The following is a 16,394-nucleotide window of genomic DNA, read 5'->3' on the forward strand; positions in this document are numbered from 1 at the left end:
TAGGATAAGAAGATGAAAAAGACAGTTCTTTCAGTTCTTGTTGCATTGGGTGTGACAACGGGTTCCGCGTTTGGCGCTGGTGATGCTGCCCATATTCACGATGTGGATTTCAGCTTTGAGGGGCCATTTGGTTCCTTTGATCAGCACCAATTGCAACGCGGCATGCAAGTGTACCAAGAGGTATGTTCAGCATGTCACGGCCTGCGCCAAGTTGCATTTCGCACATTGGCTGACGAGGGTGGTCCACACCTGACCGAAGATCAGGTAAAGGCATTTGCTGCGTTGTATGACGTATATGATGCCGAATTGGATGACACGCGTGCGGCAATTCCATCTGATAAATTCCCACGTAGTGGCGTTGAAAATGCACCAGACCTAAGCCTGATGGCAAAGGCGCGTGCAGGTTTCCATGGCCCAGCGGGTTTGGGTATCAATCAGATCGTCAAAGGTATGGGTGGCCCAGAATACATCGTGGCTATCTTGACCAGCTACACTGGTGAAGAAAAAACACAGGCCGGTTCAACATTATATGAAAATACTGCCTTCCCAGGTGGTTGGATCGCGATGGCACCGCCGTTGTCCGATGATCAGGTTGAGTTTGCCGATGGTCACGACGCCAGCGCACATCACATGGCCGAAGACACGGCCGCATTTTTGATGTGGGCAGCGGAGCCTAAAATGATGGCGCGTAAATGGACAGGTTTGTTGTCTGTTGGTTTCTTGGCGTTACTGACGGTTTTGTTGTATCTGACCAACAAAAAATTATGGGCACCACATAAGCGTAAAGCTTAACCGAACATACAATTGAAATTTTAGAAACGCGCCACTTGTTTGGCGCGTTTTTTGTTATCCATGTGCGCGACGCGTACCCAGATAACTCGCCAACGCGGGCGGTGGGCTGTGAAAGAGTGTGGTGGTGTCCACAGGTGCGTATGCGCGCCCCTGCGCCACCAAAATGGTTTGATCAGCGATATATTCGGCATCGTCGGGTTGGTGTGTTACCATCAGCAAGGTCGCATTGGCGGCCTCAACGATTTCCGCAACCAAATCCAGCATTTCATGTTTCAGCGCGGGGCCAAGTGCAGCAAACGGTTCATCTAGGCAGAGCACAGGGCGATCACGCAGTAATGCGCGCGCAAGTGCCACCCGTTGTTGTTGGCCACCTGACATTTCGCTGGGCATTTTGGAGCCATGGCCACCCAACCCAACACGGCGCAGAGCGTCTTGGATAATTTCCTTTTCTGCATCGTTCAGGCGCAAATTGGTGCGCAAACCCAAGCCGATGTTTTTTTCCACGCTGAGATGGGGAAACAAATTGTGGTCTTGGAATAACAACGACACGGGGCGTTTCGCTGGCGGGTCGGTTGATATATCGTCGCCGTTGAACAAAATGCGTCCAGACGTGATTTCTTTGAAGCCCGCGATGGCAGACAACAGCGTTGACTTCCCACCACCAGATGGGCCAAGCAATGCAATTTTGTGCCCTTCTTCGATGACAAGGTCAGCGTCGAGTTGGAAGCTTCCTTGGTTTAAAACCAGTTTATCGAGTGTGATGCTCAAGTTGACCTCCACGATCAAAAAGCCAAAATAAAATGAGGCTGAGGGATATTAACAATAGCGCAACACCGCTGGCCATTTTCAATTGATATGCCGCCATAAGGCGATACATCATCAACGGGAGCGTTTCGATATCAGGGGGGGCAAACAGCGCGATCACCCCCAGATCACCCATCGATAGCGCCGCTGACAATCCCGCAGCAAAACCGATCGGGCGTTTCAGGCGTGGCCATATGGCGATGCGAAAACGTGTCCAGCGTTCCATGCCTAAACTGTCCCCCAACGTTCCATAGTGATCTTCCGCACGGGTCATGGCAGGTAAAATGATGCGAAGGGCGAATGGCAGGCTCATCGCAGCGTTTATTAATGCTGTGACAGGCAGTGCAACGGCAAATGGGCTGACGTATGGGTTGATGATGATGAACAGGCCGGTACCGATTACAAAAGGTGACGCAGCCAAGGTTAGAAACCCCAAGCCTTCGACGATTTGTGAAACACGTTTGCGCCGACGTGCAATACGAATGATCAAGGCTGCAAGTGCGAGTGACATGACAATGGCTAACATCGCAGAGCCGACAGCGATCACAACGGAATTAAGCGCAGCTGCGTATATTTTGATTGGAAGGTGCGCAATCGGGATAAGGCCACGAATGAATAGCGCCAGCAATGGAAGGAACAGAAACAAGGTAAGCATCACTAACGAGAGGCAATCGCAAATAACGTGAAACGCACCTTTCCCGTCCCAACGTTCCGGCGGGCGATCCAAGCCAAATGCGAAATTTGTTGGCTTTGCGATAAAAATCGAGGCGAGCGCTACGCTGGTGCATAACCCAAATTGGACAACGGCCAGCATTGCTGCCTTGGACAGATCAAAATCAAAGCGCAGTGCTTGGTATATGGCGAGCTCAACCGTGGTGGCACGTGGTCCACCACCAAGTGCTAGCACAACCGCAAAGCTGGATATACACAACAAGAAAACCAGTAAAAACGCGCCGGGCAGCACCGACCAAAGCATCGGCCGTTCCAAATGTTTGCTAATTTCTGATGGCGACATATCCAACTGTGCGCAAAGTCGAAAATGTTCGGCGGGGATCGATAGCCAACCTTGTAGTAACAACCGTGTTGCCAGCGGCAGATTAAAAAATACATGCGCAAACACGACACCAAAATAGCCATAGATATTAAGCGGCGAAAACCCAAAAGGTTCGATTGCTTGACTGATCCAGCCAGAACGACCCCAGACCGCAACGATTCCCAGAACCGCAACGATTGCAGGTAAAATGAATGGAGCACCCAAAAATGATACCATCAACGTGCGACCACGAAATTTGCGCCGTGCCAACGCGCGGGCAACAGGGATGGCCAAAATAACGCTTACACTTGCGGAAACAAACGCCTGTGACAGAGTGAAACGCACCGCTGCCCAATCGGAACTGCTTAACCCCGATCCAAGTTCTGCGCGTGTCCAAACCGCGATAACCGTGCCAAATGTCAGGACAAGCAACAGTGCGAACGCACCGCCGCCTGCAATGAAATGAATCGGCCTTATTGGCTGAGCGCGGTTAGCCATTCTGCGAGTGCCGCATCACGTGTTTTTTCTGCCTCGATGGGATCAACGATCAAACTTTCTGTTGGCGTTATCAACGTTTCAAATCCAGCTGGAAGCCCTGAGTACGGAAATACGGCGGGATACATCCAGTTGGTCGTTGGGATGATATCTTGAAATTTTGGGGATGTCATAAATTTCAGAAAATCATCTGCGAGTTCTTGCTGATCGCTGCTGGCCAGTTTTCCTGCCACCTCGATCTGCATATAATGTCCCTCGGTAAACGACGCGGCTGATTTTGTATAATCATCCTCTGCAATGATGTGATACGCGGGTGATGTGGTGTAGGATAAAACCATGTCGGCCTCGCCTTCGGTGAACATACCGTATGCTTCGGACCAGCCTTTTGTCACGGTCAGGATTTTTGGCGCCAACTTTTCCCAAATTTCAGGGGCACGATCGCCATATGCCGTTTTGATCCACAACAATAAACCCAAACCAGGGGTAGAGCTTCGCGGATCTTGGATCACGATTTTCAGATCATCAGGTGCTGCGATCAACGCCTCAAAGCTATCAGGAACATCCGTGAGTTTGGTATTGTCATAAACAAATGCAAAATAACCCCAATCATAGGGCAGGAAAATTTTGTCTTCCCATGGGATAGGCACATCAAGATAGGTGGGCGATTTCCCATATGGCGCAAATAACCCAGTTTCAGCGGCGCGCGCGGTAATGTTTGTATCCAACCCCAGCACGATATCTGCCTCGGTACGTTCACCTTCCAGCAATACACGTGATAACAAAGCCGCGCCATCACCAGCCGCGACCAATTTAAGATCACATTCGCAGGTCTCTTCAAACGCTTTTTCCACAGCGGGGCCAGGGCCCCAGTCGGAAACAAAGCTGTCATAAGTATATACTGTTAATTCGGGTTTATCTTGTGCATGCGCCGATGTTGACAGCGCCACACAAAGACCCGCAGCAAAAAGTTGGAAAATTTTCATCCCGTTTCTCTCCTAGCTGCAGGCGTCAGGTGAGGTTTGCGGGCTTTTCCCATAACCTTCCCTCCGCCGGCATAATCCGGTTCAGGTTCAACGGGTTCGTAAAACGTCTCAGCCCAAAGGCTCCCCGAGGTGTGGGCAAATCTATCCTAAGCAGGGAAAAGTGCAATAGGCAGGGTTTCGTTCTGATTTGTCATAGGATAAAGCGATGACAAGGAGAATTGCGCATGTCTACGAATTCATTTGGTCGATTATTCACAGTCACAACATGGGGCGAAAGCCATGGACCCGCGTTGGGGGCAACTGTTGATGGCTGTCCACCGAACATTCCGTTGGATGCATCGATGCTGCAAGTGTGGTTGGATAAGCGAAAGCCTGGTCAAAACAAATACACCACACAGCGACAAGAAGCGGACGAAGTTGAGATTTTGTCAGGTGTGTTCGAGGGTAAGACAACAGGCACGCCAATTCAGTTGATGATCCGTAATACTGATCAACGATCCAAAGATTACGGCGATATCATGGACAAGTTCCGCCCAGGCCATGCCGATATCACATACTGGCAGAAATACGGTATTCGCGATTATCGCGGAGGCGGGCGCAGTTCGGCGCGTGAAACTGCGGCACGTGTTGCTGCAGGAGGTGTTGCGCGCGAGGTCTTGAAATCAATGCTGCCAGATTTGAAAATTACGGGGTATATGGTGCAGATGGGCCCAGATAAAATTGATCGCAATGCAATTGATTTATCTCAGATTGAACAAAATCCATTTTGGACACCAGATGCCGATGCGGCCGAGCGTTGGGCGGATTATCTGAACGGCCTGCGCAAATCTGGCAACAGCGTTGGCGCCGTGATCGAGGTGATTGCTTCGGGTGCCCCTGCGGGGCTGGGTGCACCTGTGTATGGCAAGATTGATACTGATATCGCCACGGCAATGATGTCGATCAATGCCGTCAAAGGTGTTGAAATTGGTGCTGGGTTCGGCGCGGCCGAATTAACAGGCGAAGATAATGCTGATGAAATTTTTATGGGTCAGGATGGCCCACAGTATTCATCAAATCATGCAGGTGGTATTTTGGGCGGTATTTCCACGGGCCAAGATTTGGTTTGCCGTTTTGCGGTGAAACCCACCTCGTCCATTTTGAAAACGCGCAAGACGATTACGAAATCGGGCGAAGAGGCGGAAATAATCACCAAGGGGCGACATGACCCATGTGTTGGTATTCGTGCCGTTCCCGTGGGCGAGGCGATGATGGCCTGTGTTATTTTGGATCATGTGTTGCTGCACCGCGGTCAAATCGGCGAAAACCAAGGCAAGATTGGGTAATCGGACTATATGGTTTTGCTGCGGCTTAATTGTACCGCCAAAATCCCGATCATAATAACAAACACTCCGATGACATCGGTTTGGGTGAGTTGCTCGTTTAAAATCACCGCGGCAATAGCAACGCCAAAAAACGGGTTCAGGAAATGGAATGTTGCTGCCTTAGTTGCACCAATGCGCAACACTAATTTGAACCAGATATAAGTTGCGATAATTCCAGGCACCAAAACTGTGTAGACAAACGCGATGATCACTTTCGGTGACCAGTCAAATTGCCAAGTTTCCAATAACAACGATGGGATGAACAGAGCAACGCTACCAACCAGCATTTGTAACCCAACGGTCATCAGCAAATTGTTTTGTGTGCTTGCGCTTTTTACAGTCAATGTTGCGATCGTAAGTGCCACAACACCGATGATGCATAACATCACACCAGCGATATCCACACCGCCGTTAAATCGGTAATACATGATGAGCAAAACACCGAGAAATCCCGTGATTAAACCAAGGTTACCAATCACGCTTAAGCGTTCTTTGAAAAACACAGTGGCGGCAAATGCGACAAGCAGTGGCATGGTGCTGGCGATGATCGATGCAAGCGATGCTTCGATCGTTTGCATGGCGACAAAAAATAGACCCAGATAAATTGCGTTTTGACAAATTCCAAAGATGGAAATGGCGCGCCATTGTGACCGTGAAAAATTAATACGTTGTCCCATGGCATATGCGATGGTGATTGCAATGACGCCTGCGAGTAGAAAGCGGAGCGAAGACACGGCCAACGGCGGCGCCGATTGTACGATGATCCGTGCAGATGTAAACGCGCTACTCCAGATAAAGGCAAAGCTGAGCCCCATTAAAATCGCACGAATATCCATATCGATGTCCCAAAGAAAAGGCCGCGTAAATCGCGGCCAAATCAACGTTTAAATTTATTAAACCGCTTAGTCGTTAATGACGTCTTTCAGCGCTTTTGCAATAGTAACTTTTGCAACGCGGTCAGCTGGTTTTTGGAATTGCTCGCCCGTTGCTGGGTTGCGAACCATACGTTCTGGACGTGCACGGCATTGGAATTTACCCAAACCAGGAAGTGTCACAGCACCACCAGCAGCGACTTCTTTTGATACGATTTCAGCCAGCGCTTCCAAAGAACGGTTTGCTGTTTGCTTGTCTGAACCGCAGGCGTCTGCCAAAGCGGAAACGAGTTGTGTTTTTGTCATTGGTTTTTGTGACATTGACTGCTCCTATTGTTTTTAATGTTCAACACCTGTTGGCGTAGTGCGTAAACCTAACAAGATGTTGCGGCGAAACACAACTAGGCCATGTGCAAAAATGCGCATAAAAACGCTGTTTTTATGGGTTTTAGTGATAATTTTCGGGGTTGACGAGAATGAAAAAGCACAAAATCTAGTATTTCGCATCCGATTCAGTATAAATTCATCCGAAATTTTGGGATGTTTCGGTGAGTATTGTGGGCAATATACCTACTGACATTGGCGCGGCAATGGTGAATCTAGCTTGGCACACAGCAATTTTCGCAATGCTTGTTTGGCTTTGTCGTGCTGCGAGATTTCCAAACCATTTTCCATATCTCGTAGGACAGATTTGTGGGAAAATCCGTATTCGGACAAATGCATAAAATTCTGATCAACTGTATCGTCATCTAACGATTGTGTCGCATTCAATCGAAACTGTGTGATCAAAGATGAAATCGTAGTTGGCATTTGATGATTGTTTGAATTCACCAGAACATCGCGGCGTGTATTTCGAAACAACTCTTCGATATCGATGTCGGGAATTTTCATATTATCGAGCAAGGCACCAGTAAATATGCTGTGGTTAGCAACACCATCAAACGCCTTTTTTCCGATTGTTGTGGAAAAAGTAATTAAGCTTCCCATCGGGGGGGCATTCACCGCGCGCGCATTTGAATTTTCGCCGGTGCTGTTTTGATTTAACTCGTTAAAGCAGGCGTCAAAGATGAACAGATTTGTACGCAATTGATTTGATAACGCTCCCACGATTGTTTCAACGTTTATCGCATCTATTTTTTTAGACGAGTTATTTGGATCAAAGTCGATTGGCATCAAATAATTTACACCATAATTTTGGGTGCCGTGACCTGCAAAATACACCAAAACAGTATCAGAAAATTCGACCTTTTCTTGAAAAAGAGTAAGCGCATTTCGCATGCGTTCACCATTCAAGTTTGTGGCAAGAAACACCTGAAACCCAAGCGATGAAAGTGTTTCACCCATGGTGGTCGCATCGTTTTCAGGAGTGCGCAATTGGTCCAGGTTTTCATATTTACCATTGCCTATAACTAGCGCCATGCGTGTTTCAGCATGCCCATGCTGCGCCGCGCTCGTACAAAGGCAAAGACACAACAGGTTCCGAAGTATTTTATTCACACCCATTTGATGCATCTTTCGTTGAAAACTCGACGCGACGGTTTAGTGGATTGTGACCGTCAATATTCAAAAGCGGCTGCGTTTCCCCAGCGGAAATAATTTGAATTCTGTCTGGTGAAATTTTGCTCTTTTCTGCTAACAATTTCGCAACCGTTACCGCACGCTTTTCGGAAAGCGATTTATTATATGCAGTACTTCCAATTGTATCCGTATGACCCGTGACACGGATACACGTATTGGCCATGTCTGGCGTCGAAAGCACCGTCGCGAGCCGCACAATATGGTCGACATATTGTTTTTCCAGTTGAAATGAAGCGAAGGCAAATTGAATGAAATAGCCATCATTCGATTTCGCAGCACGTCGATCAATCGCAGGAACCGGTTGTTTGAATGTGACCTTGTTCACAACAGGTGCTTTTGATGCCGTTCGCCCCAAATCTTGGGCCTTTTGCGCATTGAGTTCTTGGTCAAGCCGCAGCACGATGCCGCGCGGTGTTCCGTTTGATTTGACGTTTTGGCATCGCGTATTTAGTGCGCCCGTCAATGCGTTTTGAATCGCACAACTGCTCGCCTCGATCGGAAGCTGGATTTGGCTTTGTGCCTTGATTTCAGAACTTGCAAAGCCGAACAAGCCAAGCGTTATGATTGTGAGAAGTCGCAATTTTCGCCTCCAATATTTTGGATCCTTTTAGGAATGATTCATAAACAATTGCTTATGATCTCTCGAATCGTGAGCGCCAAATACAAATGAATTTGTGAAAATTGTTTGTTGTTTTGAAAGGATCCATATTATGGGTAATGCCAAACCACACCAGTTAAGCCGTATGGTTTGGCTTGATTGTTTGCGTTTACTTGCCAGTATTTCAATGGTCGGGCTTCATGCATCCTCTGATATTATGGGACAACCATTTCCCGATTACGAACCGCACCAACGCATTTTTCCGGTGTTGTTTCGTTCGGTTGCGTATCTGGCGCGCACGGAATTGTTCATCATTATTTCGCTGTTTTTGTTGATATGGTCGCTGGACAGCCGTAGCCGCGGATACCGCGCCACGGTTTTCGAACAAATGAAACGACTGATGCTTCCTTTTTCATTTTGGGTCGTATTTTACGCATTTTTTCGCCTGATCAAAGCCAACTATTTTGGATATGAATCTGCCTTGTTTGCTGAATTGGCTTCACCTTGGGCTTGGGTTAGTTATTTCACCTTGGGGACCGTGCAGTATCACATGCATTTCTTGCCGACACTTTTTTTACTGGTGTTGTTTTACCCCTTTTATCGTATTGCCGTCCGCATGCCATCGTTGGGTTTACTGGTGTTGTTGTCTCTTTTCGTCAAAAGAGAGGCTGATGTGTTTATGTGGGCGGAACTACGGGGCATTTATGGGTTTGAGTATCTGGTACGCGGGGTCAAGGTTCTGGCTTATGTTAGCTATGGTATTGTTGCGGCAAGTTTTTTTGGAATTCTTAAACGTGGGTTTGCCAAATCCGATGCGCAAAAAATGACAGCACTTGCGATGTTTATCTGTGGGATGCTCTACATCATCAAATTGATTTATTCCTACAAGGTCATTCACACGGGACACTGGAATTATAATTATACGCCAGCATATTGGGCTGACTTTTTGATCCCAATCGCGTTGTTCGGCATTTTTATGGGTGCGAAAGACAAACACTTTCCAACGTTCATCGGACGATTGGCACCTTTCGGATTTGGAATCTATTTGGTGCATCCTATATTTTTGGATTTGTTGGAAATTTTGTTGTGGCACGATGGCATAAACCCGAGCATTTATGTTGCCACCAAAGCAGGGCTCGCCACGGTATTGGCGACGGTCATGGTGATGATAATTTCAAAATTTACGAAAATTGCATGGATTGTTGGGCTTGGAAAGCCGCCGCGTTTACGAATTTTCAGTAATCTGCGGGCAAAAGATTTAGCAAAGGGCGCTTAGGCCACTTTGTTAAAGGAGTAAGACATGGAAATTTCAGTAGATCAGTATGGTTCAAAAACGGTCGTGAAATTGTTGGAAAACAGACTGGATGCCGCGATGGCCGTTCGATTTAAAGATGCGCTTAAAACGGTTGTCGATGACGGCGCAGATTTCATGATTTTGGATATGTCGGATGTTGGATTTATGGACAGTTCGGGTTTGGGTGCAGTCGTGGCACATATGAAATACATGGGCACGGAAAGAAATTTTGAAATCGCCAACCTCACCCCAACTGTTGAAAAAGTTTTCAAACTTACCCGCATGGATAGCGTTTTTCGAATCCATAAAACAGTTGCCGATGCGATCCCAGAGGATTTGGAAAGCGCGGTTTGATCGATACAAATATGAACGAAACGTCAGCCACCACTCAAAATATATTTCAGCGAAAATTCAAAAGCGAACAAGAAAATGTTTCGCTTGTGCTATCCGAATTTGACTTGTGGATACGTGGTGATGCAGCCTTAAAATCGCGTAGTGATGATGTGGCAATTGTTCTTGCCGAGACGCTGAATAACGTGGTGGAACACGCCTATATGGGCGCCACGAACGGCGACATTACGCTGTATGCGGCAATGGAAAAAGATCAACTTTGTTGTGAAGTCTGCGATTTCGGTGAAAAATTTCCAGGTATTCCTCAACCACAAGACATGAACGGACCAGAGCAGAATTTTGAAGACCTGCCTGAAGGCGGATTTGGTTGGTTCCTGATCCACAGTCTGACCGTGAGAATAGAGTCTCTAACAGGTGATGGCTCGAACCGCTTGCGTTTGTTTTTTGATTTTCCGTGCGAAACGGGTTGATTTAAATTTTAAGCAAGTTTCTTTCAGAAAACAGAAGCATTATCCTAAAATTTACAACCTGAACCGTATCCTTTCTAAATATTCGCCGACTCGCAGAATACTTAACTTGGAAACGACAATATGCCCGCTCAACTTCGAAACATTATCCTCATAATTCTTGCACTTGGCCTTCTTGGCTCTGCAATAAGTGGGGCAATATATCTGGGTGATGCTGTTGGTGAAACCGTGAACAGCAATGCGGTCAAGCTTGCGAATGCCCGCGCAGAAAAAACTGCTATCGAAACTGAACGCGCGGCCAATGAAAGCTTGGCGACGGAATTTTTAAAAGAAAATCCAGAATATTCTGCATTGGCATCACTTGAAAATGCGAACGTAAATGGGTTTGAAATTCGCACCGCGATTGAAAACGGCAGTGGTGCTAATGTTGACATGGAATCGTTGCCAAGCCTGTTACGTGGGCAGCTTCCTTCGCAAAGTTTGAGTACCACGTCAAACGCTGAAAAACGCGTTGCTCCGCCGCGCATGTGCGAGATGCCAGAGGATTATTTCGACAATCTCGAGCGGCCTAACGGCGATGCAAAATTGCCTGGGTATACAGATGAAAATGGCTATGTTCGTAGCTACAAGCCCCGCCGTGGTTTTTTAAATGAGCGCGAAATTCAGGCTGCTAAGGTTGCTTGGGGATATTTTGAACAATTCACCCAAGAATCTACGGGGCTCGCCAACTCGGTTGGTGGATATCCATCGACAACATTATGGGATACCGCATCGTATATCAGTGGATTGGTGGCGGCATATGAGCTTTGCTTGATTGAAAAACCTCAATTCGATAAACGAATTATGCGATTGCTGACGACATTTCGTAAGTTGAAATTGTTTCGTAACGAAATGCCGAACAAAGTGTACCATACCAAAACGGCAGCACAGGTGGATTATAGCAATAAACCTGGCGAAATTGGCTATTCTGCATTGGATATCGGGCGATTTATGGTTTGGATGCGTATCATCCGCAATCGCTATCCGTATCTTGCAAATACCATTGATAACATGTTGCTGCGATGGGACTATTCGAACATCATCGATGAAGACGGTGTTATGTTTGGTGCTGCGGTTGATAAAGAAACCAAAGAAACCATCTATGCCCAAGAAGGGCGGCTGGGATACGAAGAATACGCAGCCAAAGGCTTTGCCCTTTGGGGGTTTAAACCTTATTTCGCGCATCGTGCTGAACCATATCTCACCACAAATATTTTGGACGTGCGCGTCCCTTATGATGGGCGCGATCCACGTGTTTTTCATTCACAAAACTATGTTGTGACCGAAAGTTATCTTTTGGATGGGTTGGAGTTAAACTGGGATCTACTCCATGATGACGCGAGCTCAGATACTGTTCACTCGGATGGTTGGCGCGCTGAATTTGCGGATCGTATTTATCAGGTTCAACATAATCGATTTGAACGTGACGGCTATATGACTGCGCGTTCAGAACACAATGTGAAGGGCCCGCCATATTTCACATATGATACCATATATTCGGATGGTTACCCTTGGAATACAGTTACTCCACGGGGCGATTATTCACCTGATCATGCCGCGGTTGCAACCAAGGCTGCATTCGGACTTTGGGCGCTTTGGGATACCTACTACACCGATATTTTGTATGAGGCGGTGATCGAACTATTTGACCCCGAAAGAGGTTTTTACGAAGGCCTCTATGAGGGGGGAACAGGGCACATTGAAATTCAAACTGCAAATAACAACGGGATCTTGTTGGCGTCTTTATTGCACAAAGTTCAAGGTCGCATATTGACGGGCGGGGCTGGCGGCTCTGAAGTTTGGTACACGCGATTTCGAGATCGAGATGTGCGCATCCGACGAAAACTTCCCGACCCACCACAACAAGCAGATTGGTTACCCGCCTATCGCCATCCAGCACAAATGGAGGAAACGCAATGACGTTAAAGCCCCGACTAACATTCTGCATCGCATCAATAATTTTGGGTAGCAGTTTCAATGCCGCGATCGCGCAAGATGCGACAAACAATGCTTCATTTGAAAGTTCAACTGCGGTTTTGGATACTGCCATTCTCTTTGCTATTGGCGCTCGCGAAGCAGAGCAGGCGATCCGCGGATCATTTGGATGGCCGACATTTCAAGAGGGATTTGTTGAATCAGTGTATTTTCGATTTGATCCCGATGGTTATGCACGGTTCAGCCCGAGCCCACGATTAGACGAAGATGTATTTGAAATTCAATGTGTGCAAAATGGGTCGGCATGTATTGCGCAAAAGAACGGTGTGGAAATTGGGCTCACGCCAGAAGGGCGCGTACAGATTCGATTTGACGGAATTACCCCAAACGACAATTTCTTTGTATCAGACCGTAAATCTGAATTGCCGCTTCCTCCAACGATTTTAGAGCCATTGGACACGCGCCTTGAAACTTTGCTTTCATCCAGTAGTGAGCTAGTCATCAAACGAGAATTGGAAGTTTTACAAAGTATTTCACTCGCTGGTTTTTCAGCCGTAACGACCTATCTTCGATGGGTTGCACAGAAGCAGTCACCACGCGTGTTTCCACGCGGATGGCCCGTTCCAGCACAAGCGGGCCAATCCCATTCTTCTGGGTTAACGCAACCAAGCGAATGGGAAACCACAACAAACGCCCCGCAAGTGTCAAATACTACGTGGCACATGCAATCGAGAAATCTTTCCCAAAATCAGGGTTTTTCCAATGCTGGGCCTGTCGGGAAAGGACGCGTAAACTATCAATCAGAACAGTATGGACAATTGCAATCCGAATTTCAGGTAATGAAAGAAGAGCTTGCAGCTTTGCGCTCTGGCACAAGTGATCAAAATCCTCCAGTGAATGCTAATCAAGGTTGGGCATCACAGGTTGACCATGGCACGGTTTTTGGAAATGAGATCCAATCAGTCGGCCAACATAGTGATATTGTCGCGCCAAATTATAATGCACTCCAAAATAGCAATATCGGCTCTGCGCTAGCACCGCACAATAATTTTGCAGCGCCCTTTAACCAAGGCGAGGGCATGGATTTTCGTCCGAATACAGGTATTCAAAGTCAATTTCCCGCACAGCGGTCCGACGATGCTGTACTTACCCGTGTTGCGAACTTAGAGGCGAAACTGGAAGCGCTACACCAATTGATAACGCGCCAACACAAATATAGTGGGACGGCATCAAAAGTAGATCAACTACAGCTGTTGGAAACACCGGAAACGTCAAACAAACAAATTTACACCTCAAGTGGTGATGAACGCATTAAGGTTCTGGAAAATTTGTTGCTGCAACGGCTTGGCCCGACCAAACCCGTTGCAGATCCAACTCCTGTCATGCTGGAAACCTCCGTTTCACAAGATAGACGGGAACAGGAATTGGTGGAAGAAATGCTGCGCAAGCTCGACTTTAGCCCTGCGAAGGCCGCTACAACCATTCAAACTCGATCTTCGAATCCCGAAATTGGTGACAGCAGCGAATATGTATCTCTTTCTGACTATCTTAACCGTGTTTTAAAAAACAACGAGTTGAATACCAATAACTAGATCGCGACACGCTAACCCAATCTCGAAAATCAGAAAAGTAAACGCCATGCAAATTGAAGATTCAAATTCACTTATCAGAAGAGCGCCAGAATTAGGCCACGGGTTGCTGCACGCCATCGGGATTGGTAACGGCGAAGTTGAAAAATTGGATGAAACTCCGCCAAGCTGGGTGCGATTTATCGCAGGGGCGCTTGGCTTTTTTTCTAGTTTATTGTCGTTGGTTTTGCCTGCAATCGTACTTTTGATTATCGACAGGTTAATTCCCGCCGACAATCATTCATCACTATGGTTATTAGGCGCGCTTGGCGTTGGGATCATCTTGTCGGTTTGTCTGATTGATTTGATGCGCATGCGCGCCCTGGAAAGTTATGTCACGAATGTACGTGGATTGGTTTTGTATCAGGACAGCTGCTTTGCACTATTTTGGGTATTTTGTATCGCGTTTATTCATCCGATATTGCCATTGATTCCCTTGTTTGTCGCGATTTTTTTAGCGATTTTGTGGGCTGTTCGGAAACCGCGGAAAGCTGCGCTTGTTTCACAAACGCGCCAACAAGATTTGGACCCAATTATCATTGATACTGTTGGTTTAGGCGCCGCATATATTCAAAAAACAGCGAACGGGGAAATATCGGGCGATCTACAACCAGATTTCCAAACCGTTGGGCAATCAACATGGTTAAATTTGATTCAATTTCTGTCCGCTTTATTCAGCATCATTGCTGGGGCTTGGTTACATATTGGTGGCGCGTTGTCCCTTGGAACCATGGTTGCATTTATTTTCGTGAATCAGACCATTGTTTCGGTTTTTGTGCGAAACTATCAGGTCCAATCATTGCGCGCATCGCGTCCAAATCTGTCTTTGTTACAGCAAAGCGATACACAGGAGCGGCGTTACAAATCAAAACCCGGTAACAACACAGATGAAATGACTTTGTTATCTCTGGATAAAGTCGAGGACTTTGGTTTCGCTCCATTTTCCGCGGATCTTTTCCAAGGGCTCTGCTTGGCGATCATTGGTCCATCAGGTTCTGGTAAGTCAGAGTTGTTGCGCGCAATCGCAACCGGGCAGTTTTTCGAAGGAAAAATGAGCTACAGAGATCAAAACTGGGGGCGCAATCATGGACGTTTACCGGCGATTAGTTATGCGCCACCAACACCAGTTGTTCTGAACGGTACGATCGTAGAAAATGTTACATGTTTTGACCCAAAAGCACGGGCGCTCGATGCGATTGAGTTGGTACGCAAGTTAGACCCCTACGAAGATGTGTTCAAAGAAATTGATTTGTTGAATGAATCCGCGAGCAGTAGTTTTAGTGCACAGGGACAAATTTTGTCTTTGGCACGAGCATTTTATCGAGACAAAGAAATCATCATCCTGGATACGCCAGAAACTTATTTAGATAAGGCGTCACGCGCAGCACTGATGTCTCTGATCCTAAAGGCAAAGACAGAAGGAAAGATCGTTATACTCTCTACGGATGATGAATATTTGATGTCTGTCGCCGACGAGGTTGCGAAATTGGAGCGCGGTGAAGTTACGGATCGCGGTCCGATGGATGAAGTGTTGGCACGCTATCATCAACGATGGGTGCGCGTATCGTTTTGTCCTACAAAACGTGATGCGTTTCGACTCTCGTTGTGGTTGGAGGGTCAATTTCCCGCGTCTATGTCCCAAGATTTGAAGGAACGCGTAAAACAAACGGCACAAGACATGTTGTTTCTAGCCCCACGCGACAAATTTTTAGATGCAGAATCAGAAGTGTTGATCGACTTGCGAATAAACCAAACAGAGGTTTTTGTCACAATGCACGACAAGGGTGACTTATTGGTAAGTGAACAATTATCAGGAGAGAAGCGCCACGAAATTGAACGGGTAGAAGATGCCACAGATGGGTTTGAACAAACCTTGCGCGAAGGGTACCGCCAAATGGCGGCGCGGTTCCATGTGGACCGCATGTCTCCAGTTCAGGAAGTAGCTTGAAGTGCAGGGTTCAGATGAAATAAATGCAACGCCATTGCAGCGATCATCGCCACCTCCGAGTGAAGTTGAAAAGACGGCACAGAGGCGTCTATTGAAAACATCGCTTCGGCGAAGCGCCTTAGCAACAGGACTACTGTTTGTCGGCGGTGCAATTGCGTCTTTCGCGCTGGTTTCAGGCTTTATCGCATTCAACAAAATTGGCGTGACGCACAC

At 47.1% G+C, this 16,394-nt stretch carries 15 protein-coding genes and 1 riboswitch; of the genes, 8 read left to right on the forward strand and 7 right to left on the reverse strand.

All coding sequences use genetic code 11. The features are described 5' to 3' along the window. Positions 1 to 12 precede the first annotated feature (12 nt). On the forward strand, positions 13 to 792 hold the full coding sequence (locus IE094_RS11215) for a cytochrome c1 (RefSeq protein WP_189640798.1): 780 nt from the start codon (positions 13 to 15) through the stop codon (positions 790 to 792). A 54-nt stretch (positions 793 to 846) separates the two neighbouring features. Here IE094_RS11215 and thiQ read toward each other — a convergent pair whose 3' ends face one another. From thiQ to thiB, 3 genes are read right to left on the reverse strand one after another with little or no spacing between them, the layout of a single operon-like run. After that, the gene (thiQ, locus tag IE094_RS11220; RefSeq protein ID WP_189640799.1) at positions 847 to 1,560 is read right to left on the reverse strand and encodes a thiamine ABC transporter ATP-binding protein; all 714 of its coding nucleotides are present in this window, start codon (positions 1,558 to 1,560) and stop codon (positions 847 to 849) included. Then, positions 1,541 to 3,127 (reverse strand): thiamine/thiamine pyrophosphate ABC transporter permease ThiP, encoded by a 1,587-nt coding sequence (locus IE094_RS11225; protein WP_189640800.1) that lies wholly within the window; start codon positions 3,125 to 3,127, stop codon positions 1,541 to 1,543. The genes thiQ and IE094_RS11225 overlap by 20 nt, the downstream gene beginning before the upstream one ends. After that, a complete protein-coding gene (thiB, locus tag IE094_RS11230) occupies positions 3,103 to 4,107 on the reverse strand; it encodes a thiamine ABC transporter substrate binding subunit (protein ID WP_189640801.1) in 1,005 nt (334 codons plus the stop codon). The genes IE094_RS11225 and thiB overlap by 25 nt, the downstream gene beginning before the upstream one ends. Before the next feature lie 41 nt (positions 4,108 to 4,148). Then, positions 4,149 to 4,244, reverse strand: a riboswitch (TPP riboswitch). Positions 4,245 to 4,331: 87 nt separating this feature from the next. Here thiB and aroC point away from each other — a divergent pair. Next, on the forward strand, positions 4,332 to 5,432 hold the full coding sequence (gene aroC, locus IE094_RS11235) for a chorismate synthase (protein WP_189640802.1): 1,101 nt from the start codon (positions 4,332 to 4,334) through the stop codon (positions 5,430 to 5,432). Between the two features lie 5 nt (positions 5,433 to 5,437). On the opposite strand, the gene IE094_RS11240 is transcribed toward aroC, so the two are convergent. The 4 genes from IE094_RS11240 to IE094_RS11255 all read right to left on the reverse strand — a co-directional run bounded on the left by IE094_RS11240 (position 5,438) and on the right by IE094_RS11255 (position 8,501). Then, the gene (locus IE094_RS11240; RefSeq protein WP_189640803.1) at positions 5,438 to 6,307 is read right to left on the reverse strand and encodes a DMT family transporter; all 870 of its coding nucleotides are present in this window, start codon (positions 6,305 to 6,307) and stop codon (positions 5,438 to 5,440) included. Positions 6,308 to 6,373: 66 nt separating this feature from the next. Beyond that, positions 6,374 to 6,664 carry an HU family DNA-binding protein gene (locus tag IE094_RS11245; RefSeq protein ID WP_099594460.1) on the reverse strand — a complete coding sequence of 97 codons (291 nt, stop codon included), beginning with the start codon at positions 6,662 to 6,664 and terminating at the stop codon, positions 6,374 to 6,376. Positions 6,665 to 6,913: 249 nt separating this feature from the next. After that, positions 6,914 to 7,762 (reverse strand): caspase family protein, encoded by an 849-nt coding sequence (locus tag IE094_RS11250; RefSeq protein WP_189640804.1) that lies wholly within the window; start codon positions 7,760 to 7,762, stop codon positions 6,914 to 6,916. Positions 7,763 to 7,832: 70 nt separating this feature from the next. After that, positions 7,833 to 8,501 (reverse strand): OmpA family protein, encoded by a 669-nt coding sequence (locus IE094_RS11255; protein ID WP_189640805.1) that lies wholly within the window; start codon positions 8,499 to 8,501, stop codon positions 7,833 to 7,835. 130 nt (positions 8,502 to 8,631) lie between these two features. Between IE094_RS11255 and IE094_RS11260 the strand changes: the two genes are divergently transcribed. From IE094_RS11260 to IE094_RS11285, 6 genes are all read left to right on the forward strand, one after another. After that, positions 8,632 to 9,795, forward strand: a complete 1,164-nt coding sequence (locus IE094_RS11260) for an acyltransferase (RefSeq protein WP_189640806.1) — start codon at positions 8,632 to 8,634, stop codon at positions 9,793 to 9,795. Positions 9,796 to 9,819: 24 nt separating this feature from the next. Beyond that, complete coding sequence (locus tag IE094_RS11265) at positions 9,820 to 10,167, forward strand: STAS domain-containing protein (RefSeq protein ID WP_189640807.1); 348 nt, start codon at positions 9,820 to 9,822, stop codon at positions 10,165 to 10,167. Positions 10,168 to 10,178: 11 nt separating this feature from the next. After that, entirely contained in the window at positions 10,179 to 10,634 is a 456-nt protein-coding gene (locus tag IE094_RS11270) for an ATP-binding protein (protein WP_229802278.1), read from the forward strand. A 120-nt stretch (positions 10,635 to 10,754) separates the two neighbouring features. Beyond that, a complete protein-coding gene (locus IE094_RS11275) occupies positions 10,755 to 12,590 on the forward strand; it encodes a DUF3131 domain-containing protein (RefSeq protein ID WP_229802281.1) in 1,836 nt (611 codons plus the stop codon). A 41-nt stretch (positions 12,591 to 12,631) separates the two neighbouring features. Further along, complete coding sequence (locus tag IE094_RS11280; protein ID WP_229802283.1) at positions 12,632 to 14,197, forward strand: hypothetical protein; 1,566 nt, start codon at positions 12,632 to 12,634, stop codon at positions 14,195 to 14,197. Positions 14,198 to 14,243: 46 nt separating this feature from the next. Then, positions 14,244 to 16,181, forward strand: a complete 1,938-nt coding sequence (locus IE094_RS11285) for an ATP-binding cassette domain-containing protein (RefSeq protein WP_189640810.1) — start codon at positions 14,244 to 14,246, stop codon at positions 16,179 to 16,181. The last annotated feature ends 213 nt before the right edge of the window (positions 16,182 to 16,394 follow it).

The organism is Paramylibacter ulvae (assembly GCF_014652655.1).
Lineage (GTDB): Bacteria > Pseudomonadota > Alphaproteobacteria > Rhodobacterales > Rhodobacteraceae > Amylibacter > Amylibacter ulvae.